Here is a 26,405-nt window from a genome sequence, read left to right on the forward strand (position 1 = left end):
TATTTCTTTATAAATTCTTTATAATTTGATTTTATAATACAAACAACAAATAAAAAGATGGAAGAAAGGGAGTATATTATGGAATATATACTTGAAACGAAAAATTTAAAAAAGTCTTATGGTAAACACTTAGTTGTAGATGACATTTCATTAAAAGTTCCTAGAGGATCTATATATGGGCTTCTTGGACCTAATGGCGCCGGTAAATCTACTACATTAAAGATGTTAACTGGCCTATTGCATCCAACATCAGGTGAAATATTTGTGTTTGGAGAGAGGTGGCGAAGAGAACATCTTGATAGAATTGGTGCACTTATTGAGTCGCCTGCTCTATATGGGAATTTGACGGCGTATGAAAATCTTTTGGTTCATGCAAGATTGATTGGAATTGCTGATGAGAGGATTAAAGAAGTTTTAGAAATTGTAGATTTAAATGGTACAGGTAAAAAACTAGTATCGCAATTTTCTACAGGCATGAAACAGAGATTAGGGATTGCAATTGCTTTATTAGGAAATCCAGATTTGTTAATACTTGATGAGCCATCCAATGGTTTAGATCCTATAGGTATACAGAATCTTCGAGAATTAATAAAGTCTTTTCACGAAATGGGGATTACGGTAATATTATCAAGCCATATTTTAACAGAAGTTTCAAAGCTTGTTGATACAATATGTATTATAAGTAACGGCAAACTTAAATACCAAGGAACAATAGATGAAAAGCAAGACGTTGAACAGTTATTTTTCACTGTAGTGAGAGGTGAAAAAAATGATTAATATTTTAAAATCAGAGAATTTAAAGTACAGAAGGACTTTTATGAGAAAACTTATTATATTTGCGCCGTTATTTTTTGTGCTGTATGCACTGCCACAGAAGATATTTATGCCTGCAAATTATCTTATGCCATGGCAGCTTCTTATTGATTTGGTGTACAATTGGTGTCCAGTAATTTTTATACCGATTGGCTTGGCACTTTATGCATCGCTGGTAGCTTTGCATGAGAAAAAATCTGGCGAATATCGAAGTATAAAAAGCCGAAATGTTCCTCTACACAAAATATGGATAGGTAAAATATTGATAATGGCCTTTTATACATTTTTGTCAACATTGGTTTTGATTATTGCTATTATTATAACAGGATCAATAACGGCAGGTGGAGATATTCCTTGGGGTAAAATAATTGCAGGAGGATTTTTTACATGGGTTACATCGCTTGCTCTTATTCCTTTGGAATTATGGTTGGCGACTTTGAAAGGAACATTTTATAGCATTGTGTTAGGGTTTGTAGGACTTATTATCGGTGTGATTGGAGCTTCGAAATCATATTGGATTTATATTCCATGGAGCTGGCCAATAAGGCTTATGTGCCCAATAATAGGTGTTCATCCTAACGGTACATTATTACAGATTAATGACTCTTTAAGGGATCCATCGGCAATTCCGATAGGCGTTATTGTATCAGTTTTAGCGTTTTTGATATTCTCAATTTTTACTATGATTTGGTTTCAAAGGAGAGATTTAAATTGATGAAGATATTGTATTCTGAAATAATAAAGACGAAGCGTACACCTTTAAGATATATTACATTTTTGCTTCCGGTATTGTTTTCATCTGCATTCCTATGGTACTCATCAGTAAGATCTTTATCTGTTTTTTATATACATCAAGACTTTTTTGAAATCTGGACAGCATTGTTTGTTCCAGTTATGGCTGGCTTATTATTTGGTTTGGCTGCAAATCAGGAGGAGAATGCTGGAGGTTTTATAAACATGTTTTGCAATAATTTTGAAAGGAGCAATTTATACATTGGCAAATTCATATTTATAGCATTATCAATGCAGATAAGTATGATAATTTCAATATTTATTTTTGGAATTGGGTTTGACTTAATATTACGCGGGAATTTTCCGTGGGTCATCTATATAGCGTCTTTTATTTTAGAATCAATCGGCGCATTATCATTATTGTCTATGTATATGTGGATTAGTTTTGCATGGGGATTGGGAGCATCAATTGGATTTGGGGGTTTTGGCATGTTAGTTGCTGCGCTTATGTCTACAAACTTAGGCAATAGTATATGGATGTATATTCCATGGGCATGGCCTGTGAGGTTATCAGAACTTCCTGGTGCATATCTTCTTTTTACATATCAGCCTAAAATAATATCGTCGGGAGAATTGATTAATCAAATAGTAAGTGGAGTCATATTTGCTTCATTGTTTTTTATATTTATGATTGTTGGTGGTATAATATGGTTTAAAAGATGGGAAGGCAGGAAAATGTATGAGTAAAATATTAATTATTGATGACGAGAAAGAGATAGCCGATTTGTTAAAAGATTCGCTTGAAAGAAAGGGCAATACTGTTCTGACAGCCTATAATGGCAAGGAAGGAATTGAAAAAGCTAAAGATATGCCGGATCTTATAGTGCTTGATATAATGATGCCTGATATTGATGGGTATGAAGTTTGCAGCAAGATAATGGATACTGTAATTTGTCCCATCGTATTTTTAAGTGCAAAACAAAGCGAAATGGACAGGATAAAGGGATTTGCCTTAGGTGGTGATGATTATGTTGTAAAACCATTTAGCTTAAAGGAATTGTTAGCAAGGATAGATGCACATTTGCGAAGGGAAAAGCGAGCAATTTTATTAAATGAAGAAGGAAAAAGGGCTTTATTAAATTTTAAAAACATTTCAATAGATTTAAAATCGCGTGAAGTGATGGTGAAGGGGGCTCCTATTGAGCTTACTAAAAAAGAATTTGATGTTTTAGAGCTTTTGTCGCTTCATCCCGGTCAAGTATTTTCAAAAGAACAGATCTATGAAAAAGTATGGGGTTTTGATGCAGAAGGCGACACTACTACAGTTACAGAGCATATTAAAAATATAAGAGCAAAAATTGAGAACTTTGACCCTGATACAGAATATATTAAGACAGTGTGGGGAATAGGTTATAAATGGGAGAAGGTTTTATGATATTTAAAAATAAACCGCTAAAGACACAGTTTATTATATCTTTTGTTTCTATATTGATATTAAGCATACTGGCAACGATAGTGACGTATTATATAGGATATCTATTGTTTTTAAATATTCAGTATAAAAAGGTTTATCCGGCCAATTACTATGAGAAGATGATTCCTTCAATCGAAAGCAAGATTAGAGGTTATGGGCCGGATATATTAAATATTGATAATAAAAGTAAAATTGACAAAATCATACCAAAAGAAGGTATTAAGTATCAGGTAATGAATCAAAGTGGCGGTAAAATATATGGCACTGATAATCAGAAGCTAATTAGGAATAGAGATGAGCTGTATAAAATTATAAATACGACATTTGGTATAAAAGGTAGCTATTATAAAATCATACCAATAATAAATAGGCAAGGTACGATAGAAGGTGCTGTTTCACTGTCCTATACATTAACGCCTTATTTTATTAATAAGGTAGACAGAATTTTATATGAGCCATTATTTATAATAATAGTATTTTCGCCGTTTATTTACATTGCTTTATTTACAATAATTTTTTCTCTAGAATTTACTAAAAATATAAGAAAGCCTTTAAATTTGATTATTGAGGCGTCAAAAAAAATAAAAGAAAGAGATCTCAATTTTGACATTGATTATAAAGCAGATAATGAACTTGGTAATCTCTGTGTAGCATTTAACGATATGAAGGATGAATTAAAAAATTCTCTTAATGCTCAGTGGAAAATCGAACAGGAAAGGCACGAAATGGTAGAATCCCTCGCCCATGATTTGAAGACACCTATTTCAATAATCAAAGGATATGCTGAATCACTGCTTGATGATTGTATAGACGACAAGTTAAAATTTAAAAAGTATTTAGATGTGATTCTTGAGAATACTGATAAATGTATAAAGATTGTGAAGCTGATGCTTTTTATGACTGAATTAGATGATTCACCAGCCAATCTGAATTTTAGTCAAATAAATATAAAAGATTTTTTAACACGTAAAATAGATGAGTATAAACAAATTTCAAAAGACAAAAGTTTAAATTTCGATTTGGATATTCAAGACCAAAGGCATGATAAATCAATAGTATATATTGATGTTCAAAAGTTTGAAAGGGTAATGGATAACATCGTCATTAACAGTATAAGATATACACCTAAATTAGGAATGATAAAGATAAGATGTAATATCGATGAAAATAAAATTTATGTAACAGTTTGTGATTCAGGAAGTGGATTCAATCAGAGAGACTTAACACATGTCTTTGAAAGGTTTTACAGGGGAGATGTATCTAGGTCATCAGAAGATGGACACGTTGGTCTGGGACTTTACATTGCAAAGAAGTTGGTAGAGATTCATGGCGGGAAAATAGAAGCTTATAATAGAGAGGGCGGAGGTGCTTGTATTAAGTTTGATTTAAAGTATGAGAAGAGTGTGTAAAATCCTAACGATAATCTTGACATAGGATATATAATAAAAATGATGTTGTAAATTTTACATAGAAGGTGTCAAGATTGAATAGAGGTTATATCTACCTTATCGTAACGGTGCTGTTCTTTAGTACTTACGAAGTAGTAGGAAGAACATTGACAGGCATTATAAATCCGCTTCAGATAAATTTCATCAGGTTTTTTATAGGCGGACTCATATTACTTCCTGTTGCTATAAAAAATATTAAAAGCAAAAATTTACATATCGCGTTAAAAGATTTTTGGTTGTTAGTATTGATAGGGCTTACTAATGTGGTATTCAGCATGTCCCCTTTTGCAGATAGGGATAAACATGACATCCGCCAGCCTTTCTGCTGTAATATTTAGCTCAAATCCCCTTTTTGTAATGATTGCAGCTTCAATACTGTTAAATGAAAAATTAAATCCCGCCAAAATTTATGGTTTGATACTTGGTGTAATAGTCTGTATTTAACTGTATTTGTCACAGGTATTGCATATTACACTTATTTCTTAGGATTTTAGCAATAAAAATGCAGATGAAAAGATGTATTGAGGGCCTCAATGTGGTTTAGAGGCCCTTAGGTTTTATACGTCCAAATTTTCTACCTTTTTCTTGAAGACGAATTTAAGTATGATGTAATATATTATACCGATTCCGATCCATGATGCTCCAAGAATTTTTGCGTGGTTGTTTAAGTTTATCCATACGTAAAAGATAACTAAAAAACCTAAAACTGGTGATACAATGTGTTTCCATATATTTAATGATTTATTTTTAATGAAATGAACTATTACCGTTATATGAAGGACTAAGAATGATGTCAAAGCACCAAAGTTTATTACTGACGTGAGATCGGCTATTTTATTGCTGTAAATTATAACGAGAACAGCTGAAAGCACTGCCATAAATATAGTTGCAATGTAAGGTGTCTTATATTTTGGATGAACTTTTGATAAAAAAGAAGGTAAATTTTTATCTCTTGCCATACTAAAAAGCACTCTTGATACTGCTGCTTGAGCTGCCAAGGAATTTGCAATGCCCCATGCAAAAGCAGTAGACAGCGAAGTGGTTAGCATTAACCATGTACCACCTGCTCTTTTCGCAACGTCGTAAAAAGCAGTGTTAAGGTCACTGAAAGATTTATAATCAGGCCATATCATAGAAGCGACCCAAGTCTGAAGTATGAAAAGTGCTCCAGCAAATAAAAGCGCTAATACAGTTGCTCTTCCGACTGTTTTTTTGCCTCCTACTGTTTCTTCAGCTAGTGTGCTTATTCCATCGAAGCCTAAAAAACTTAGAACTGCTATAGAAACTGCACTCATGACTAAACCTAGGCTAAAGTTTTGTGGATCGTAGAAAGCTTTAAATGAAAATTGTGCTCCTCCAACGCCTTGGGATATAGCTACAATACCGACAACTATGAATAATGCCAAAACGATCAATTCAAGTATCAGGACTATTTTATTAAATTTAGCAGTAAATTCAATGCCCAATATATTAATGATTGTATTAATGATTATGAATATTAATGCCCATACCACAACTGGAATAACCGGGAATATGCTGCTTAATGCTGCAGCACTAACGACATACAAGAGTGCAGGTACTAAAAGATAGTCTAATAATATAGCCCATCCTGTGAAAAAACCAATGACCTTGTTTAAACCATTTGTTGCATAAGAGTAAACAGAACCGGCTATTGGAAATGCCTCAGACATTGAAGCATAGCTAAAGGCAGTGAATATCATACCGATAATGCCTATTAGATATGCCAAAGCGACCATTCCTTTTGATATGTCAGCAACGAAGCCGTAGATACCAAAAGGAGCAATTGGAACCATGAATATGAGGCCGTAAATGATGAGATCCCATACAGATAGAGCCCTTTTTAACTCTTGCTTATAACCAAAATTTTCAAGAGTGCTGTCGCTTTTGTTATTCATAGAATATACCTCCCAATTAAAATATTATTCCATACTCCTCCAAGATCCAGTTTGGCATAGAGAAGCGTGCTGTCTTAAGTGGGTCGACAACTTGCGATATTTGAACATTTCCAGATATACTGAAAAGAGTCGAAATTTCTTCTATCGACAGGTCAGTGTACTTCTGGAAGAGTTTTGCCATATCATTTACTGCTGTTTCTATGGCTTTTTCTATTGATTCATTTGATGCGATCGCGGCAGTTACTTCATTTGTCCTTACAAGTGGATTATTGAGCTTTAAGTTTTTTAAAACTCTAAGCTCGACTGTAACGGCACCGCTTACTTCTACACCTGATACGCCTATTTCTCCATCGCCCATTACAGCGTGTAAGTCTCCTAATGCAAAAAGTGCGCCATCGACAAATACAGGCAAATAAAGCTTAGAGCCTTCCTCGATAAGCTTCGTATCCATGTTCCCTCCATGTGGACCAGGTGTACCGCAGTTTATTTCGCCTTCCTTTGGTGCAACTCCAATTACACCTATCATTGGTTTTACAGGAAATGAGAGCTTTTCATTGAAAATGACTTTGCCATCATTTATTTCAACTACTTTTGAATATAATTCATTCATCATATGACCTAAAACTCCCAGATTCTTTCCTGTCGCAACGACACCTTTATCATCAATGCCGATTTTTTTTATTGTCACTTCAAGTGTGTCGCTTTCTTCTGCACCATTGATGTAGATTGGACCTGTTGCGGGATTTACTTTATCCCAATCCATGGTTTCCAATTTGTCATCATTTGTTTTAATTTGACCTGAAAAACAGTCTAAAGTCTTTATCTTCACCTCCTCTCCGTCATTTACGAAAAGTACGGGATCGTTGTGCTTTGAAAAACTAAAAATGCACTTCTCATCTGTCAATTCATACATATTCCAGCATCTCCTTTTTATGTAAACTATACTTAAATTCATTATATCTCTAATTAAGATATCATTCAATAAAAATGTATTTTATCGATTAAAATATTTTTATAATTTCAAAAAAGATCTACTAAAGTTTAAATATAGAGACGAGAAAACATTGTGGAACAAATTAGATTATAAATATTGTTGAGGTTAAAAAATTTTTGCTTAACTTTTTTTAAAAAAAATATATAATGTAATTGGGATCAAAAATAAGATCTTCCTCTTTCTTAATTAATTAAATGCAATAACAGCTCTATGAGCTGTTATTGCATTTAGAGTCTTTTTATAAAAGTTTTTGTTGATTATTGGTTGAAATATAATAAAATATATATATGAGATAATTTTAGGGGAGATACTACGTATGCAACTGTGTACGAATTTTTTTTCCCTCTGTGAGGGTATTTTTTTCTTTGTCCCTTTAATATTTCCACTAACTCCTAGTCAATAGCCTCAATTATAGCTTTCATCATGGGCCGTCATGGTTTCAAAACAGTATAATAAACTTCTTGTTTAGAGATTTTGTATTTGAAAATTTTTAGAGCGATAAGCTTGATGATTTATATAGTTTAACGAAGCGTAGCTAGCAATATGTGATTTTCCGTTTTTTACTGGAAACTAAAGAAAAAATTGCATGATAAAAACATCATTTTTATAATAGTTTTACTACAAAAAACATAAAATTGTGTAGAGTTAACTTAGAAAAAATTAAAATTTCATGAGATAGGGGAAAGTGTAACTATTTTTGACATCCAATTGAATTTGTTATTACCATATATTAAACTAGATGTAAAATATTGAAACACTAGTAAAAATAAATTTTTCACTGGAATTTTAACACGAAATAATGCTTTTTGTTTTAACGTCTTGAAATCTATAACATCTTTAAACAACTATTATTAAGCATAGTCACCACTTTGTAAATTCTTTTGTAAATTATACAAGATGATTATGCTCTTGCCTATCCGAATTATAGGATAGCTTATTTATTTGCCAACTATAATTTTACTCTAAGATAAAGGAAATTAAGTTTATATTATCAATATATAAAAAATAAATATCGTAAATATTGATTTTTTAAAGTTTATAGTATATAATAATTATTAGTAAACACGTGTTTATAAAATTATTAGTTTGTACTAATATATTGGGGGTAGTTATATTAGAATTTCAAATTATTTATATTAATATTAATATAAATTTTTAAATTTTATAGATCATATTAAAAAATTAAACACTTGAAACAGTATTTTATTTGATGTAAAATTAACACGAATTATCGAAAAAATATATGTAATAAGGAGTTAAAAAATGAATAGTAAAGAAATTGCGAAAATTGCTGGAGTATCACGGAGTACTGTTTCAAGGGTAATAAACAATTATCCAAATGTACCTCTAGAAACGAGGGAAAAGGTTTTAAAAGTAATAAAAGAATATAATTACGTGCCGCATGCATCAGCAAGAATGCTGCGAGGCAAAATGTCAAATACAATTGGACTTGTGATTGTTGATCTAAATAGAAAAATTGATATTCACAAAGTTTACGACAATGTATATTTTGGACCATTTACAACTGCTGTTATTGATTTCGCAAATGAACGTGGATATAACGTTCTTGTTATTACGGTTTATAAGAGTAAAGATTTTAAGAAAGTGAAAGAAGTTTTTTATAATAAAACTATTAGTGGGGCTATATTTATTGGTGTTAAAAATAATGACCCAGATATAAAATATCTAATTGATGCAGGCTTAAAAGTTGTAATAATAGATCAGGAAATAAAAGATGATTTTAATAATTGTATTATTGTAAATGCAGATAATTTTAATGGTGCATACGAAGCTACGAAACATCTTATAAAATTAGGGCATAAAAAAATTGCACATATATCTGGAGACATGGATAAACTATCAGGAATTGAAAGATTTGAAGGCTACAAAAAGGCTTTAAAAGAAACGAAATTAACTTATAATAATAGCCTTGTTGTAAAAGGAAATTTCATAGAAGAAGGTGGTTATGAAGCAATAATAAAACTATTTAAAAAGTCAAGACCAACTGCAATTTTTATTTCTAATGATCAAATGGCTATAGGGGCAATGAAGGCACTTAATGATCTAGGTTATTCTATACCGGATGATATTTCTATAATTGGATTTGACGATATTGCTATATCGCGGTATTTAAAACCTTCTTTGACTACAATGAAAGTATCACTTTTACAGATGGCTGAAATTGCGGTAAATAATCTAATCAAGTCTATTGAAGATGAAATAATAATTACGGCAAAATTCATTGTACCTGTTGAACTTATTGAGAGAGAATCTTGTAAAGTATTTGAAGATAAAAATAATAATAGTGGAATAAAGGCTTAGAGCCTTTATTATATAAATTAAACACGTGTTTACAAAATATAAGGGGGTTTTTAAATGTTTAAAAAAATTATTGTCACAGTGCTTGCAGTAATTTTGACAATTGGAGCATTAACAGGATGTTCATCTTCTACTAATAGTAGTGGTAGTAGTAACACTCAATTGAATGAGCAAAATGGTACTAAAGAAAAAGTTACTTTAAATGTCTGGATAATGCCTAATAGTCCGTCACCTGACAAAGATTTTTTAGATGTTGTGAAACCATTTACAGACACTCATCCTAATATAAACGTAAAGGTTACAGTTATTGATTGGGGATCTGCATGGACTAAAATAACGACAGCAGCAACAAGTGGAGAAGCTCCGGACGTAGTTCAACTTGGTACAACATGGGTTGCAGCAATTTCTTCAATGGGTGCTCTTGAAGATTTAACTTCGAAAATTTCTGAAGTGGGTGGTGCATCGGTGTTTTTACCTTCAGCATGGACAACGACAGGTATAAAAAATTCAGGTGTTACAACTGCAATACCATGGTTTGTTGATACAAGAGGAATATTTTACAGGAAAGATGTATTTGAAAAAGCTGGAATTGATCCAAAGCAAGGACTTAATACATGGGATTCAATGCTTGAGACAGCAAAAAAAATCAATAACATAGATATTAATGGGAAAAAAATTGCGGCATTAGGTATACCTGGCAAAAATGATTGGAATGTTTTACACAATGTAGCTCCATGGATTTGGGAAGCAGGGGGAGACTTGTTAACACCTGATGATCAACAAGCAGCTTTTAACAATGATACAGCATTAAAAGGGCTTGACTTTTATACAAATTTCGCAGTTGAAGGGCTTGTACCAAAGGCTACACTTGAAAAAAATACAGCAGATATCGAAAGTAATTTTGCAAATGGTGACTATGCAATGATAATAGATGGACCATGGATGATAAAAAATTTTGAAACACCATCAGACAAGGGAGGGATGGGTGATTCACCAATTGCTAAAGATTATGGTGTTGTACCACTTCCTCAAGGTCCTGCTGGTAGATTTTCTTACTTTGGAGGTAGCGATTTAGCAATTTTTAAATCATCAAAAAACAAAAATGAGGCTTTTGAATTAATTAAATATCTTGTTTCAAAAGAGGCACAAGTAGCATATTCTAAAGTGTCTGGACAGCTACCTGCAGTAAAAGAAGCTTTTAATGATCCATTCATTGCAAATGATCCAAATAGGTCAGTATTTAAGGAGATAGCAGAATATGGTCGTTCATACCCTGCTATTCCGGCATGGGGTTCTATTGAAAATATAATGGTTAAGCATATAGGTACGGTTTGGGATGATGTTGCTGGTGTTAATGGTAAATTTAATCCCAATATGATAAAAAATGAAATGGATAGAGCTGCAGAGGAAGTAAACGGTGCTCTAAAACAATCTCAATAATAAATGAAAAGCATGTCATTACAAATACATAGTTTTTGTAATGACATGCAATACCAGTAGGGAGGTTTTTAAGTTATGGAATTTTTGAAGCAAAATTTTAAGAAAAATAGGTTAGCATATATACTGATACTTCCTGCAATCGTTGCAATGCTTATGATTCATTTTGTCCCAATGATAGAAGGTCTATATATATCATTACTTAATTTAAATCAGTATACTTTATTAAAATTTTTACACGCACCATTTGTAGGATTTCAAAATTTTTATAAAATTTTGTTTGATCCTACAAGCACTTTGAGAATAGGCTTTTTAGATGCAGTAAGAAATACTATTATCTATACGATTGTTGTTAATTTTGGAGTACTTGTTATTGGCATGTTACTTGCATTGGTATTAAATCAAGAGTTTAAGGGAAGGGGTATAGCAAGAACAATGCTTTTACTTCCATGGGTTGTTCCATCATATGTTGTTGGAATTTTGTGGGGATTTATGTGGCAGCAAGATAATGGCATTATAAACAAAATACTTGTAAATTATTTACATTTATTGTCTTATAAGCCATTTTGGCTCATAGGCTCAAATGTAATTGTAGCAATAATAATTCCTACAATTTGGCGTTCTTTTCCAATGACTATGATAATGCTTTTAGCAGGTTTACAGTCCATATCAAGTGATTTTTACGAAGCTGCAGAAATAGATGGTGCTACAGGATGGCAAAAATTTTACTATGTCACTCTTCCATTTTTAAGACCAGTTATAGGAACACTTTTATTATTTGGAATGATTGGTAGTATCTATTCCTATAACATAGTTGCAATGATGTTTGGAAATGGTTCAGGATTTCCTGGAGAGTGGGGAGACTTAATTATGACAAATATAACTAGGAATTCATTCAATATGTGGCAATTTGGAACTGGTGCTGCTGCATCTGTTTTATTAATGATTACTGTTTTAATGTTAACCGGGATATGGTATAAAATTTTTAAAGATTCTTTAACAATGAATTGAAGGGGGAATCTTGTTTGATTAAAGAAGACGTTGTAACTAAAAGAAAATCAATATTGAAATTTAATTATAGAGAAAAGAAAAAAATTAAAAAAATAATTTCTTTATTATGTTTGTGGATATTTGTTGCATTTACAGTTTTCCCAATTATATGGATGGTTATATCTTCAACAACAAATCAACAAGATTTACTTAGTGGTGATATAAGGCCGAGTTTTAAAAATATATTAGCTAACTATCATGATATGTGGACAAATATAAATTTTGGGATGTATTTTAAGAACAGTGTTATAATCGTTTCATGTACGACAATTTTAGCTTTGTCTATTGCAATACTTGCGGGTTATGCACTTGCTAGATTCAAGTTTATAGGTTCGAATTTGTTTGGTATTGCAACGCTTGGAACACAGATGATACCAGGGATACTATTTTTATTACCTCTATATTTAATATTTATACAAATGCAGCAAACTTTTGGAATAAAAATGGTTAATACATATCATGGGATAATATTAACTTATTCGGCTTTTTATATACCATTCAGCATATGGATTTTAAGAGGTTTTTTTGCATCTATTCCGATGGAAATAGAAGAAGCTGCAAGAATTGATGGGTGTACTCAGTTTAGTGCATTTTTAAGAGTGATATTGCCTTTAGCAATACCTGGAATCGTTGCAACCGCGATATATATATTTCTTATGGCATGGGATGAATTATTATTTGCTTGGGTACTTACTACTTCAGCAGATGTTCAAACTATTCCTGTTGGTATAAGACTTTTTGTAGGCCAATATCAGAACAGATACGATTTGCTTATGGCGGCATCTACTGTAGTTACTATACCAATTGCTCTTATGTTTTTCTTGTTGCAGAAATATTTTATTAGTGGAATGACAGCAGGTGCTGTAAAAGGATAAAAATGAGTGGTTTCATTGAAAAAATTTAAAGATGATTTCATCTGGGAACTCTTACATAAGCATATCAGATAGAAGGTGCGTATGATGAAGATGGAACTATTCCATCTATAAGGGATACATTTCCAAAAACTGAAGGAAAGGTATATGATTACAATATTGGTGATTTTGCATGTGACTATTATCTTTTTGTAAGGATGATATAAAATTATTAAAAGATATATGTGTAAAGACGTACAGATTTTATATTCATGACCGAGGATTTTCATGGAGATTGATATTTGATCCAAATGGTATGAATTTCCATGAAAAGATTATTGAGAACTTAAAAAATGATATTTTACCTATTTAACAATTTATAATTGGTGTATGACATAATGAGTATGGCACGGGAGGATGACCAAATATAGGCAGTAAATTGGTATTTAAGATATGATATAAAATTATTTGATGAGTTTTGCGATTCAATATTACAGTGGATAACACATAATGACCATGGTACCTCTATTTTAAGTTATGCATTAGGTGGGCATGCGCTGGACCATAAAATGGAAAATGGAAAGTGGTATTAAAAAGTAATAATGGAAAATACACATGAATAGTACGATGAGTATAAAAGTTTTTAATGTCTGTATAATGGGGTTAAATACCTCAGCTTAAGTTGAAACCTGTAGGTCAACAAAATAAATATTCACTTCTAGTGAAAAATAGATATGAGCATAATTAAAAAATCGATCAAAAATAAAAACCAGAATAGGTAGGTAATGTAAATGATAAAGGCTAAAAAATATACTTGAACATTTAAAACTAAATAAAAGAAAAAAAAGAGCTGAAAAAGGGCATAAAAATCCTGTAGATAATTGATGGCAAAAATTGAGAACTAAAACATATAAAAATTAAGCTAAACGCTTTAAACCATCAAGAGATTTAATTTTATCGATATTACCTGATTTATATGCAACAATAGCAAGTGTCAATAAAGTAATATGGCCAAAAGTATTTAAATTACTTACAGAATCAATGTTTCTAACGTATGCCCTTTCAAAATCTAAAGCTTTAAAGCGGGAATTATATCTTTCTGATTCTGTCCTTAATTTATATTTGGATTTGAAATATATAGAATTTCTATCAATTGAAGACCTGTAATCAGTAGATATAGAAGTATATTTAATGCAACCCCTGTACTTTTTGCCATTAAAGTATTTGGGATGATGGCATGGGCAAAGAGAATCATTTTTAGACTTATAGTATTTACAACGATGTTTTTGCTTAATAAAACCATCGAAATACTCTTTACCATCTTTAATCATTGGAATACCTGCATCACAGACAACATGACCATCATCAGTTAATTTATGCGTTTTAGAGCCTCTCTTATTAAGAGGAATAAAACAATGACCATGGAGGGTGTCTCTCACAAAACTATAGACTTTCTTAACATCATAGCCTTTGTCAGCAATAAAATTGACACCTTCAAGATTAAACCAATTGTTGGTTTCAGATAAAAGAGGGATTGCAGCATCAAAATCGGGGATATTAGCAGGAGTGGTTACTTCAGCAATAGGAAGACCAGACAAAGAATCAATAATAATATGGTTTTTATATCCCCAATAAAATTCAAAATTTTTATTAGAAGAATCATTAGAAGCAGTATGAACACCAAGTCTACAATCCTTGTCAGACTTAGGCTGATTATCTTTAGAGAATTTATTTTTAGAAAAACACTTAGGATTATTGAACTTAGTATTAGCCTTAATAGGAGTAGAATCCAAAGAAATAGATTCACCAGAAATAAGGCCGAAATCCTTAAGAATATTAACTTGATTCTGCATAACATAAGACAAATATTTATGATCAAAATTTTTAAGGAAACGATCAAAAGTCCAATAAGAGGGCAACTTTTTAGTAATATCAAAACCGCAGAGGTGAGCAATAATAAGATTATTATTAAGATAATCAATGAGATCAGAAATCTCACCGAATTTCTCAGCTTTCATAACAATGATGGCTCTAAAGAGGGCATGACGAGAATAACCTCTAGGGCCAAATTTAGAAGGCGGGAATTCAGGAATGGAAGACAAATCAAGATTGCTAAATAAAGAAGTATAAAAATCAATTTTAGGTTGAGAAGTAAAAAGGTCAATAATGTTTAAAACTTGTTGAAGCTGGTACATGTAGGGTTTCCTCCTTTAATGTTTAATGATGCTAATAATACAATAATTCGACATAAAAGGCAGGAAATCCTACATATCAGATAAAAAATTTTCAGGGTGATAAGAAAAAAGCATATCTTAAAAATGGCTAAAATCAAGGCTTTTGAGATATGCACAAGTCTAAGTGAAAAATAAACTAGAGGTGATAAATATGCAAAATTATAGAAAGTCGTCGCATGCTACGTATGATCTAAAATATCATGTAATATGGATAATAAAATACAGAAAACCTGTATTGGCCGGAAAAATAGCAGAAAGGACAAGAGAACTAATAAGAATGGTATGCAAAAATAACGAAGTAGAAATATTATCAGGGCATGTGTCAAAAGATCATATACACATACTAGTGTCAGCACCACCACATTTGTCAGTAAGTAAGGTAGTACAATATATAAAAGGATACAGTTCAATAAAGCTTCTGATGGAAAATAAGGAGCTTAACAAACAATTTTGGGGACAACATACGTGGGCATGAGGATACTTTGTAGCAAGTAGTGGCAATGTAACAGATGAAGTGATAATAGTATATATGCAAAATCAAGACATTAAAACTCAATATCCTTAAGATTTTGGGTTTTAAAAAAATAAAATAAATTAAAGGAGGTCATATAAAATGAGCAAGATAGCGAGACAGATAATAACTGTTTTCGTGACCCTTGTACTGGCAGTATATTCTATCCCTATTATTGGGGCAACCAGTAAGCAAAGTTATGAGACTGAAAAGTATCCATACTTACTTGGAAATGATAATGTAAAAAAACCATCTGTAGCAGGAGCTTTACAAGTTGTCGAAAAGAATGGACGGAAAATACTTGCAGATGAGAATGGAGATCCAATACAACTTCGTGGCATGAGCTCTCATGGATTGCAGTGGTTTCCGCAAATTATTAATGATAATGCCTTCGCAGCACTTTCTAAAGATTGGGAGGCAAATGTAATACGACTTGCAATGTATGTTGGCGAAGGAGGATATGCTACAGATTCAAGTGTTAAAGATAAGGTAATACAAGGTATCGATTTGGCTATTAAGAATGACATGTATGTTATTGTTGACTGGCATGTACTTAATCCTGGCGATCCAAATGCAGATATATATAGCGGAGCTTTGGATTTTTTCAAAGAGATAGCGCAAAAATATCCAAACGATAAGCATATTATTTACGAATTGGCAAATGAGCCTAATTCAAATGCTCCAGGTGTTACAAATGATCTGGATGGCTGGGAAAAAGTAAAATCTTACGCAGAACCTATCATCAAAATGCTAAGAGATACGGGAAATCAAAATATTGTAATTGTCGGCAGTCCAAATTGGAGTCAGCGTCCAGATTTGGCAGTGGAAGATCCTATTAATGATAAAAATACTATGTATTCAGTGCATTTTTATACAGGTACTCATCTTACGGAAGAGGATGGCAAACCAGGATATGTTTTTGGTAACATGGTATATGCAATTGAACATGGCCTTCCTGTTTTTGTAACGGAGTGGGGTACAAGTGATGCAAGCGGAAATGGTGGACCTTATTTAGATGAGGCTGATAAGTGGCTTAATTACTTAAATGAAAACAATATCAGCTGGGTCAATTGGTCACTTTCTAACAAAAATGAGAGTTCTGCAGCTTTTACACCTTATGTGGCAGGAGAAACTGAAGCAACTAATTTAGACCCAGGACCTGATCAAGTATGGAGCATCCCAGAGCTTAGTGTTTCTGGAGAATATGTTCGTGCACGCATAAAAGGAATTCCGTATCAACCAATTGATCGTTCAAAAAAACCATATAAAACAGTAGTATGGGATTTTAACGATGGAACGACTCAAGGGTTTGTTGTAAATAAAGATAGTCCTATACAAAGCATCAAATTGTCAAATGAAAATAACATGTTAAAAATTGATGGTATGAAGGATAGTAAAGATGTTTCTGAAGGAAATTTTTGGGCGAATGTACGTATTTCGGCTGATGAGGCAACTATAAAGCCAGATATATTTGGAGCAGGTGAGTTGATGATAGATGTAGTTGTTTTAGAGCCTACTACTGTGTCAATTGCTGCTGTTCCGCAGAGTACCAATCATGGATGGGCTAACCCTAATCGTGCTGTCATAGCTACTCCGGATGATTTTGCGTTACAGTTGGATGGCACATATGAAGCTACTTTGATTATAACTAAAGACGATGCTCCAAATCTTGAAGCTATTGCAACAGATACGAGTGACAATACTTTGACTAATATTATTCTTTTTGTTGGTGTAGAAAATGAAGATACTGTTTATATAGATAATATTACAGTGTCAGGAAATCGTACAGTTGTTGAGCAGCCGGTTAAAAATGATCCATTGGGGACTGCGATGTTACCATCAGATTTTGAGGATATGACTCGTCAAGGCTGGGATTGGGATCAATCATCAGGAGTAAAAAGTGCACTTACTATACAAGAATCAAATGGTTCCCATGCCTTATCATGGGAAGTTCAATACCCTGATGTAAAACCTATTGATAATTGGGCTTCTGCGCCTCGTCTAATTCTTCGAAACATTAATGCTACCAGAGGTGATAATAAGTATTTGGCATTTGATTTTTACCTTAATCCAAGCCGTGCAAATAAAGGTTCGCTGGCGATTAATTTGGCTTTTGCACCTCCAAGTTTAGGTTATTGGGCTCAAGAATCTGACACATATAATATACCGTTAGAATCGCTATCTCAGCTTTCGAAAACGAATGATGGATTGTATCACTTTAAAGTTAGCTTTGACCTTGATAAAATTGCGGATAATAAAGCAATTGCACCAGATACTGTTTTACGCGATATAATCATAGTCGTTGCTGATGAGAACAGTGACTTTATTGGTAGAATGTATTTAGACAATGTAAAATTTGAGGTAGATAACCAATCACAAAATGGTAATAGTAGTTCAAATGTATCTGCATCTTCATCGTATACATCAAATTCAGTCAATGAAAAGCAACAAGATGTAATAATAATATCTGGTAACAGTGTATCAAAAATTGATGAAGATAGTATAATGAATGATATAAAAGATACGAGCACAAATGAAATAGTTTTTGATCTTACAAAAGTTGGAGATAGTAATCAAAAAGTTCTTGAAGTGCCAGTAAGTATTTTGGTTTTAGCATATGAAAACAATAAGAACATAGTAGTAAACTCTGGTGAAATGAAATTTGAATTAGCAAGACAATCTATAAAATTAGATGGGTTAAGCGATTCTGTAAAATTTCATATAACTAATAATGAAAATAGTAATAATGGTGAACTTATGCCTATTACAAATTCATACATCATAAAAATAACTTCAGGTGACAAAGATGTAGAGATGACGTTACCAATTATTTTGTCATTAAATGTAAATAGAGCAAAAGATATAAGAAAAATAGGAATTTACAGCTATGATGAATCGAATGGTCAGTGGAAATATTTAGGTGGAAGTGTAGATAAAAGTACGAAGACAATAACATATGATGCGATATCATCGTCGGTTTATGCAGTATTTGAATTAGAAAAGAACTTTAAAGATGTTAATAGTGATTTTTGGGCTGAAGATGTAATAAGCGTACTTGCAGCAAAGCACATTGTAAGTGGAGAAAACAGCAATAATTTTGCACCTAATGACAAGATTACAAGAGCTGAATTTGCATCAATGGCTGTAAGAGCATTAGGAATTTCTGAAACATCGTATAAAGGAGAATTTAACGATGTAAAAGGTGACTCATGGTATGCGGGTGCTATACAAGCTGCATATGGTGCAGGCATTATAAGTGGTGATGGTAAACAAATAAGACCTGATGACCCATTGACAAGAGAGGAAATGGCTGCTATTGCAATGAGAATATATGAGAAATTAACTCAGTATAGTGACATAAATGGAAATACTTCTTTCACTGATGATAATGAGATAAGTATTTGGGCAAAAAATGCAGTTTTAAAAGCCATGAAGCTTCAAATTATCGAAGGAGAGCCGGGCAACAAATTTAAACCTAAAAATGAAGCTACAAGAGCGGAAGCAGCAGCGGTTATATATAGTGTTTTGGATAAAGTAGGTAATATATAAGTATGCTAATATTTAATAAATTTATATTAATTGTGAGTTATATGTTATATGTAGATGCATAATAGCATCTTTTTTTTGCCAAGGAAAATAGATAAAGCAAATATTTCTGATTTTAGTAAATGCATATTTGGATAAAAATATAAAGAAACTATAGATGAGAAAATTAGAATTGTCTCGGTACCTAATTCAGTATCAGTACAAATAAATGCAATGTAGAGCATTCTCATTTTTAAAAGCTTTCTCAGGCCAGCACAATACTACTACAGCATTATCTATGCCATTTAAGGCTCCTTCATAACGATATACCCAGTACCTAGAAGTGTTCACTGTAACAAGGTGAACTTCGTCCTTTTCGATATATTGGGCAAAATCTTTTATCTGAATTCTGATGCCTTGTGGATAGATAATTCTGTTAGTTTTTAGTGCTCCTATGAGATGGTATCCTCTTTCAAAATGTGCTTCTATTACTTTTTTGTTTATGTACCATGAATCACATAGTCCATATGCTAGCCCTTTAGGTATTGGAAGCATAGATACCATTTCACATATTCTTTCGATTTTGCTTTTGCCACCTTTTTCATAGCGTTCAATGTAGTAAGGCAATACTACTTTGCCGCAGGATAGCATCATGGTAAGAAGTTGATGTCCCCAAACTTGTTTCCCTTTTAGATGTGATTGATGGAATCCTGTTGCCTGGATAGAATGCTTAGCCTGTGACGAAGGCTTCGTCTTTTCAGCAATAGTATCATCAAAAATCACAAATATCGGCTTGTTGCTAATTTGGGATAATTCAAATATAATACGAATAACTTCTCGCCTTATAGCTTTCCATGCATATTCTATATTCCAAACACCTTGGCTTAAAAATTTGCCAAAGGTAGTTCTATGGCAATTAGCAAAGCTTAAATTAACTACATCAGTAACAGTATCACTATAACCCTTTTGAGTGGCAGCAATTATAAATTCTAAAATATGGCGAATAACAGGCTTAGAGAAATATAATGCAAAATTTATTTTCATTAAGTACTAGATTATTGATGAAATTTCTGTTATTCTTTTATTATGAGACATTTGCTCCACTCCTATGATTAATATTGTTTTGGTACAGCAATATATTAATACCATAGAAACGAGCATTTGTCTCTATTTTTTATTAAATTTTTTCATGTAAGTTTATTATGGTAATTTATGTTAGTGATTTTTCTCATCTATAGTTAGTATATTTATTATGCTATAATATAGTAATATAAGAATTATTTACAATACTCTTGTTATTAGGAGATGATAAAATTGGCATTTACAGAAATATCAATCAGAAAAGCATTTACATTTCTTGAGCCGGGACCTGTTATACTTGTTACGACAAGGGAAGGTGACAAAAATAATATAATGACTATATCATGGCACATGGTTACGGATTTTATCCCGCACATTGCAATATCAACAGGAGCGTGGAATCATTCATTTACAACGATGATGAAGACGAAGGAATGTGTGATAGCAATTCCTGGTGATGATATGATTGAGAAAGTCGTAAGAATTGGTACGGTATCAGGTACGGAAGTTGATAAGTTTAAGGAATTTGGACTGACACCATTGCCTGCAAAAAGTGTAAAGGCACCTCTTATAGAAGAATGTATTGCATGTATAGAGTGTAAAGTCGAGGATTATATTGAAAAACATGGGATTGTTGTACTGGAAGGGATTTGCCTGTGGGTAGATCAAGACAAAAAAGGGAAATATACATTTCATGCCAATGGCGATGGTACTTTTACAGTAGATAGTGATAAGGTGCTAAATTACAGAAGTATGATGGAAAAATGGATTCCTGAGGGTGTGTGAGAGAGTAATAATCGGACTTAATAGACGGGGGGATTTTTTTGAGGCTTATAAAAAGGTTTGCGTCGTATTACAAGCCGCATATATGGCTATTTATACTTGACATGACCTGTGCATTTTTCATATCAGCGTCGGATCTCGTCTTTCCAATGGTGACGAGAAATGTAATAAACAATGTTATACCAAATAAAGAATTTAACCTTATATACAGATTTGCAATACTATTAGCAATTATGTACTTTGGAAGGATGATACTTGAATACATAGTTGGATACTACGGACATGTTTTAGGTGTAAACATAGAGTACGATATGAGAAAGGATGCTTTTGCACATCTTCAGAAACTGTCTATGAATTACTATGACAATACAAAGACAGGCTATATAATGTCAAGGGTTGTCAATGACTTAAATGAGATAGCAGAAGTAGCACATCATGGTCCAGAGGATCTTTTTTTGTCTATCATAAGGATAATAGGTACATTCATACTTTTGCTTACAATTGATGTGAGACTGACATTGGTTGTATTCACCATAATACCTTTTATGTTTATATACATGTATATTTACAACAATAAGTTTGAAGTTATATGGAAGAATGTCCGTGAGACGCAGGCACAGATGAATGCTACATTGGAAGAAAGCATTACAGGAATAAGGGTCGTCAAATCATTTGTAAGGGAAAAATTTGAAAAGCTTAAATTTGACAATAAAAGCTCTATGTACAAAAGCGCCAGGTCAAAAGCAGTTAAGCATATTGGCATATTTGATTCCAGTGTAAATTTTCTTTCTAATATATCAGTTGTGATTACTCTTGCAGCAGGTGGTTATTTCATATCAAAAGGACTTATAAATACAGGTGATTTGGTGGCATATATCATATACATAAGCCAGTTTTTGCAGCCTTTGACTGTGCTTTTAAGATTCGTAGAGCAATATCAACAGGGAATGGCTGGATTTAGGCGGTTTGTGGAGCTTATGGATACAGAGCCAGAGATAGCTGACAAAAAAGGTGCGATAGAGTTAAAAGATGTGAAAGGCAATATTGAGTTTGACAATGTCACATTTAGCTACGACAACAAAAAAGAAGTTTTATCTGGAATAAACCTTAAGATAAAACACGGGGAGACGGTTGCGATAGTAGGGCCGTCAGGTGCAGGTAAGACCACACTTCTAAGCCTTATACCGAGGTTTTATGAGATAGATGCTGGCTCCATAAAAATTGACGGTATAGATATAAGGGATGTGAAGCTTTCATCATTGAGAGAAAATATAGGCATTGTCCAGCAGGATGTATTTTTGTTTTCGGGCACAATAAAAGAAAACATCTCATACGGTAAATTAGATGCTAGTGACGAAGAAATAATAAATGCGGCCAAAGCTGCAAATGCTCACGACTTCATAATGGAGCTAAAAGATGGCTATGATACGTATATTGGAGAAAGAGGCGTTAAATTATCTGGTGGGCAAAAGCAGAGAATATCTATTGCAAGGATGTTTTTAAAAAATCCTCCGATACTTATACTTGATGAAGCAACATCGTCACTTGATAACAAAAGTGAATCGATTATCCAGCAGTCTATTGATAATCTATCGAAAAACAGGACTACCCTCATAATCGCTCACAGGTTAGGAACTATAAGAAATGCTAAACGGATAATCGTACTTACTGAAAATGGAATAGAAGAAGAGGGCACGCATGAAGAGCTTATGAATCGAAAAGGTGTATATTATAATCTGTACAACTACCAGCAGGAAAATTTGACAATAGTTTAAGGAGGTTGTCAAATCATCATTATATGATTTCATTTTGTCATATATAGGTATGCGCTTAATAACGCATATCTATATATATTTTCGATTTTCTTTAAGTCCCTTGCTTAATAAATAAATTATATATTGATTTAAGCTGGTGCCCTCTTCGTCTGCAGCTTTCACTAATATAAGGTCTTTTATATGGTATAGTTATAGTCAAGTTTTCAAAATGATATGTATAATGGCTAGAGCCTTTTGAAGGTTGGGTTCGAACAAAGCCAACATCTAATAAAATTTTATCAATTTCTTCAAAACGCACTGTTTTAGGATTGTTTTTAATTTTCTCGATTAACTTTTCTTTTTTGGACATAAGCTATCATCTCCAAACTTCTACGATATTATATATGACATTATATATAATGTCAATAGAACAAAGTTATTGTACAATTACCAGCAGGAAAATTTGGTGATAGAGTGAAATATCCTGTACAAGTCAGATAATTTGTGTTAAAATAAAGTAAAAGTAAATATTTTTGTCTGGGGAGCTGGGGTGATAGCCCGGCTGAGAGTTAGCAGCTATTTCTGCTATGACCCATAAACCTGATCTGGATAATGCCGGTGTAGGGAGTACATTGGACTTTAAGTGTGCTTATCCAGCACACTTTTTTCATTTTTATTTCCTTAAGGCAGACAAAAAGGAGGAATTGATGTGAAGAAGTTACTTACAATTGCAGGCTCAGACAGCATTGGCGGTGCTGGCATAGAGGCAGATTTAAAGACGTTTTGTGCCCTTGGAGTATACGGCATGTGCGTCATTACGGCAGTGACGGCACAGAATACTGTAGGTGTTTTTGATGTGAGGGAGATGGATGCAGATATCATAAAGAAGCAGATTGATTGCGTATTTGATGATACAGAGGTGGATGCCGTAAAGATCGGCATGGTATCAAGCCAAGAGATCATTGACGCCATTGCATCATCTCTTAAAAGATGGAATCCGAAGAATGTCGTATTAGACCCTGTAATGATATCGAAAAGTGGGTATTACCTTCTTAAGAAGGATGCCATAGACGCTTTAAAGACAAAACTTTTGCCTATGGCAGATATAATAACGCCAAATATACCAGAAGCATGTGAACTCACCGGAATGAATATTGAGGGAATTGAAGACATGAAGGAGGCTGCAAAGAAAATCATCGACATGGGTGTAAAAGCTGTCGTTGTAAAAGGCGGTCATTCTGTAGAAAATGCTACTGATGTATTTTACGATGGAAATGAATTTTTAATCCTGCCACAGGAGAGGATCGATACTAAAAACATACATGGGACAGGATGCACGTACTCTTCTGCTATTGCTGCATACCTAGGCAAAGGATTAAATTTAAAAGATGCAGTTAAGAGTGCAAAAAGCTACATAACAGAAGCTATTAAAAATTCTCTTGAGGTAGGGAAAGGTGTAGGACCTGTTGGACATTTAGTAGATCTTTACAGGAAAGCAGGCATAGACTATGAAGATTAAAAACTCGACGTTATTTTTGATATGGGCAGGTGCGGCAATATCCATTGCTGAGGTTTATACAGGTTCATTGTTTGCACCATTAGGCTTTACAAAAGGGCTTTTAACTATCTTTCTAGGTCACATAATCGGTACGTTGTTTTTTGCGCTGGGAGGACTTATGTCCTATAAGGTTAAAGAGCCTGCAATAGAATCAACTAAGGTCGTTCTAGGAGACAGAGGCATGATCTTTATAGGATTTTTAAACGTGCTTCAGTTGATTGGTTGGACGGCTGTTATGATATTACAATCTGCAAAGGCTTTCAATGGTGCTATTGGCATGTCTACTTCTTTAGGGATTTTTATTGTAGGTGTATCTGTTTTGATATGGACTTTATTCTTTGACAGCGAAGCTTACTGGATAAACAATATTGCTGTTGTACTTCTGTTTATCTTGACTATTTTCGTAGTTGTATTTTTAAAAGGCGGGAAAATAGCGGAAGTAACGGGAGACATGAGCTTCAGCGGTGCAGTGGAGCTTGCTGTTGCTATGCCTGTATCATGGCTTCCACTGGTAGGGGATTACACTATGAACAGTAAAGATGGAAAGTCAAGCTTTATATATACATTTGCAGGTTACTTCATAGCAAGCTGTTTCATGTATTTTATAGGTTTATATGTTGCGCTAAAAACAGGCGGCAAAGATATAATTTCATACTTTGCATCAATAAAAACAGGTGTTGTACCGCTGCTTATAATACTTTTGTCGACGGTTACTACGACTTTTATGGATGTTTATTCTGCTGCTGTTTCCACATTGTCCATTGTCAAAGCAAGATTAAGCAGAAAAAATTTACTTGTAATATATTCAATAGTAGGTTTGATTGCAGCATATCTATTTCCAATGGACAACTACCAAAACTTCTTGTATGCCATAGGAAGCGTGTTTATCCCGGCGTATACTGTGGTATTTGAGGATTTCTTCTTGATGAATAGTAAAAGCAATAGGCTTCTTAATGTACCTGCAACTATTTCATTTATCGTTGGAGCTTTAACGTATAATTACCTTACATACTACGGCACAAACCTTTCAAAGTGGTTTATAACGCCAACGATAGGAACGATAATTTTGACTGCTGTAATATATCCAGTAATTAAGTCTTTAAATAAGAGAGAGGAGAAAATTTATGATTGAAGAAGCAATAAAAGTTTTAGAAAAATTAAAAAGAGAAGTACCGCTTGTTCACGCAATAACAAATTACGTCGTAATAAACGACAATGCCAATGCGCTACTTAGTATCGGGGCATCTCCTGCAATGGTGATGTCACCAGACGAAGCGTATAATTTTACAGCAATTTCAAATGCTTTGTATGTAAATATAGGCACTATAAATAATGAGACTAAAGAGACAATAATCAATTCTGTAATATCAGCAAAAGACCACAAAAAACCAGTTGTCCTAGATCCTGTAGGCTGTGCTGCCATAAAAAGCAGAGTTGACTTTGTAAATATGCTTTTGAAAATAGGAGAAATAAGCATTATTAAGGGAAACGGCGGAGAAATAAAGGCTCTATCAGGTGAAAGCGCAAATGTCAAAGGTGTAGACTCCCTTGATGACAGCGGAAATGTTGATTCTTGTGTAAAACTTGCAAAACATACAAAGACGGTTGTTGTATCGACAGGAAAAGAAGATTATATAAGCGACGGCAGGAGAGTGGTAAAAGTAAATAACGGTGCAAATCTATTTACAAAAATAACAGGGGCAGGATGTACTTTAGGTGCAATAATGGCCGCTACTTCAGCTTGCAGCGATGACAAAGTGATATCATCATTAGCAGCACTTCTTATTATGAATATATCTGGTGAGTTGGCGGAAAAAGAGTGCAATGCCCCCGGATCATTTAGGACAAAATTTATAGATTATCTATACATTCTAGACTCTGACATGATAAGGAAATACGCTGATATTGAAGTATTGGAGGCGTAAG

22 protein-coding genes, 2 pseudogenes and 1 riboswitch are annotated in these 26,405 nt (G+C 33.2%); of the genes and pseudogenes, 19 read left to right on the forward strand and 5 right to left on the reverse strand.

Annotated elements, in window-relative coordinates:
• Window positions 1-78 precede the first annotated feature (78 nt).
• The 7 genes from GSH73_RS04930 to GSH73_RS13700 all read left to right on the forward strand — a co-directional run bounded on the left by GSH73_RS04930 (window position 79) and on the right by GSH73_RS13700 (window position 4,911).
• Window positions 79-777 carry a lantibiotic protection ABC transporter ATP-binding protein gene (locus tag GSH73_RS04930; protein WP_014759108.1) on the forward strand — a complete coding sequence of 233 codons (699 nt, stop codon included), beginning with the start codon at window positions 79-81 and terminating at the stop codon, window positions 775-777.
• Window positions 770-1,528 (forward strand): lantibiotic immunity ABC transporter MutE/EpiE family permease subunit, encoded by a 759-nt coding sequence (locus tag GSH73_RS04935; protein ID WP_014759107.1) that lies wholly within the window; start codon window positions 770-772, stop codon window positions 1,526-1,528. The genes GSH73_RS04930 and GSH73_RS04935 overlap by 8 nt, the downstream gene beginning before the upstream one ends.
• On the forward strand, window positions 1,528-2,292 hold the full coding sequence (locus GSH73_RS04940) for a lantibiotic immunity ABC transporter MutG family permease subunit (protein WP_014759106.1): 765 nt from the start codon (window positions 1,528-1,530) through the stop codon (window positions 2,290-2,292). Before GSH73_RS04935 ends, GSH73_RS04940 begins: the two co-directional genes overlap by 1 nt.
• Window positions 2,285-2,980, forward strand: a complete 696-nt coding sequence (locus tag GSH73_RS04945; protein ID WP_160175242.1) for a response regulator transcription factor — start codon at window positions 2,285-2,287, stop codon at window positions 2,978-2,980. The genes GSH73_RS04940 and GSH73_RS04945 overlap by 8 nt, the downstream gene beginning before the upstream one ends.
• Entirely contained in the window at window positions 2,977-4,428 is a 1,452-nt protein-coding gene (locus GSH73_RS04950; protein WP_014759104.1) for a sensor histidine kinase, read from the forward strand. The genes GSH73_RS04945 and GSH73_RS04950 overlap by 4 nt, the downstream gene beginning before the upstream one ends.
• A gap of 74 nt (window positions 4,429-4,502) precedes the next feature.
• On the forward strand, window positions 4,503-4,805 hold the full coding sequence (locus GSH73_RS13695) for a DMT family transporter (RefSeq protein ID WP_014759103.1): 303 nt from the start codon (window positions 4,503-4,505) through the stop codon (window positions 4,803-4,805).
• A complete protein-coding gene (locus GSH73_RS13700; protein WP_267889020.1) occupies window positions 4,771-4,911 on the forward strand; it encodes an EamA family transporter in 141 nt (46 codons plus the stop codon). Before GSH73_RS13695 ends, GSH73_RS13700 begins: the two co-directional genes overlap by 35 nt.
• Before the next feature lie 113 nt (window positions 4,912-5,024).
• Here the strand turns inward: GSH73_RS13700 and GSH73_RS04960 are convergent, their stop codons facing one another.
• Together GSH73_RS04960 and GSH73_RS04965 are read right to left on the reverse strand one after the other, a co-directional pair.
• Window positions 5,025-6,383, reverse strand: coding sequence for an APC family permease (locus tag GSH73_RS04960; protein WP_014759102.1), 1,359 nt, complete (start codon window positions 6,381-6,383; stop codon window positions 5,025-5,027).
• A 16-nt stretch (window positions 6,384-6,399) separates the two neighbouring features.
• Window positions 6,400-7,296 (reverse strand): acetamidase/formamidase family protein, encoded by an 897-nt coding sequence (locus GSH73_RS04965; RefSeq protein ID WP_014759101.1) that lies wholly within the window; start codon window positions 7,294-7,296, stop codon window positions 6,400-6,402.
• 1,344 nt (window positions 7,297-8,640) lie between these two features.
• Here GSH73_RS04965 and GSH73_RS04970 point away from each other — a divergent pair.
• The 5 genes from GSH73_RS04970 to GSH73_RS13855 all read left to right on the forward strand — a co-directional run bounded on the left by GSH73_RS04970 (window position 8,641) and on the right by GSH73_RS13855 (window position 13,261).
• Window positions 8,641-9,699 carry a LacI family DNA-binding transcriptional regulator gene (locus GSH73_RS04970; protein ID WP_014759100.1) on the forward strand — a complete coding sequence of 353 codons (1,059 nt, stop codon included), beginning with the start codon at window positions 8,641-8,643 and terminating at the stop codon, window positions 9,697-9,699.
• A gap of 54 nt (window positions 9,700-9,753) precedes the next feature.
• Window positions 9,754-11,136: a sugar ABC transporter substrate-binding protein gene (locus tag GSH73_RS04975; RefSeq protein ID WP_014759099.1), complete on the forward strand. Its 1,383-nt coding sequence runs from the start codon at window positions 9,754-9,756 to the stop codon at window positions 11,134-11,136.
• A 75-nt stretch (window positions 11,137-11,211) separates the two neighbouring features.
• On the forward strand, window positions 11,212-12,144 hold the full coding sequence (locus GSH73_RS04980; protein WP_014759098.1) for a carbohydrate ABC transporter permease: 933 nt from the start codon (window positions 11,212-11,214) through the stop codon (window positions 12,142-12,144).
• A 14-nt stretch (window positions 12,145-12,158) separates the two neighbouring features.
• On the forward strand, window positions 12,159-13,058 hold the full coding sequence (locus GSH73_RS04985) for a carbohydrate ABC transporter permease (RefSeq protein ID WP_014759097.1): 900 nt from the start codon (window positions 12,159-12,161) through the stop codon (window positions 13,056-13,058).
• A 68-nt stretch (window positions 13,059-13,126) separates the two neighbouring features.
• Window positions 13,127-13,261, forward strand: a complete 135-nt coding sequence (locus tag GSH73_RS13855; RefSeq protein ID WP_152528719.1) for a family 1 glycosylhydrolase — start codon at window positions 13,127-13,129, stop codon at window positions 13,259-13,261.
• A gap of 690 nt (window positions 13,262-13,951) precedes the next feature.
• On the opposite strand, the gene GSH73_RS04995 is transcribed toward GSH73_RS13855, so the two are convergent.
• Window positions 13,952-15,229 (reverse strand): transposase, encoded by a 1,278-nt coding sequence (locus GSH73_RS04995; RefSeq protein WP_014759096.1) that lies wholly within the window; start codon window positions 15,227-15,229, stop codon window positions 13,952-13,954.
• 190 nt (window positions 15,230-15,419) lie between these two features.
• Between GSH73_RS04995 and tnpA the strand changes: the two are divergent.
• Window positions 15,420-15,833 (forward strand): annotated as a pseudogene (gene tnpA / locus GSH73_RS05000) (IS200/IS605 family transposase).
• Window positions 15,834-15,881: 48 nt separating this feature from the next.
• Window positions 15,882-19,328 carry a carbohydrate-binding domain-containing protein gene (locus GSH73_RS13575; protein WP_014759094.1) on the forward strand — a complete coding sequence of 1,149 codons (3,447 nt, stop codon included), beginning with the start codon at window positions 15,882-15,884 and terminating at the stop codon, window positions 19,326-19,328.
• A gap of 152 nt (window positions 19,329-19,480) precedes the next feature.
• On the opposite strand, the pseudogene GSH73_RS05010 reads toward GSH73_RS13575, so the two are convergent.
• A pseudogene (locus GSH73_RS05010) lies at window positions 19,481-20,348 on the reverse strand (transposase family protein); the annotation flags it as partial.
• 270 nt (window positions 20,349-20,618) lie between these two features.
• On the opposite strand from GSH73_RS05010, the gene GSH73_RS05015 reads away from it, so the two are divergent.
• Window positions 20,619-21,170, forward strand: coding sequence for a flavin reductase family protein (locus tag GSH73_RS05015; RefSeq protein ID WP_014759092.1), 552 nt, complete (start codon window positions 20,619-20,621; stop codon window positions 21,168-21,170).
• A gap of 38 nt (window positions 21,171-21,208) precedes the next feature.
• The gene (locus GSH73_RS05020) at window positions 21,209-22,942 is read left to right on the forward strand and encodes an ABC transporter ATP-binding protein (RefSeq protein WP_014759091.1); all 1,734 of its coding nucleotides are present in this window, start codon (window positions 21,209-21,211) and stop codon (window positions 22,940-22,942) included.
• Between the two features lie 91 nt (window positions 22,943-23,033).
• Here the strand turns inward: GSH73_RS05020 and GSH73_RS05025 are convergent, their stop codons facing one another.
• The gene (locus GSH73_RS05025) at window positions 23,034-23,291 is read right to left on the reverse strand and encodes a hypothetical protein (RefSeq protein WP_014759090.1); all 258 of its coding nucleotides are present in this window, start codon (window positions 23,289-23,291) and stop codon (window positions 23,034-23,036) included.
• Window positions 23,292-23,449: 158 nt separating this feature from the next.
• Window positions 23,450-23,566, forward strand: a riboswitch (TPP riboswitch).
• Between the two features lie 64 nt (window positions 23,567-23,630).
• Between GSH73_RS05025 and thiD the strand changes: the two genes are divergently transcribed.
• The 3 genes from thiD to thiM are packed head-to-tail and all read left to right on the forward strand — an operon-like array spanning window position 23,631 to window position 26,404.
• Complete coding sequence (gene thiD / locus GSH73_RS05030) at window positions 23,631-24,440, forward strand: bifunctional hydroxymethylpyrimidine kinase/phosphomethylpyrimidine kinase (protein ID WP_014759089.1); 810 nt, start codon at window positions 23,631-23,633, stop codon at window positions 24,438-24,440.
• Window positions 24,430-25,611, forward strand: coding sequence for a putative hydroxymethylpyrimidine transporter CytX (cytX, locus tag GSH73_RS05035; RefSeq protein ID WP_014759088.1), 1,182 nt, complete (start codon window positions 24,430-24,432; stop codon window positions 25,609-25,611). Before thiD ends, cytX begins: the two co-directional genes overlap by 11 nt.
• A complete protein-coding gene (thiM, locus tag GSH73_RS05040) occupies window positions 25,604-26,404 on the forward strand; it encodes a hydroxyethylthiazole kinase (RefSeq protein ID WP_014759087.1) in 801 nt (266 codons plus the stop codon). Before cytX ends, thiM begins: the two co-directional genes overlap by 8 nt.
• Window position 26,405: the final 1 nt, after the last annotated feature.

It is taken from the genome of Thermoanaerobacterium aotearoense (assembly GCF_009905255.1).
GTDB classification, from domain to species: Bacteria; Bacillota; Thermoanaerobacteria; order Thermoanaerobacterales; family Thermoanaerobacteraceae; genus Thermoanaerobacterium; species Thermoanaerobacterium aotearoense.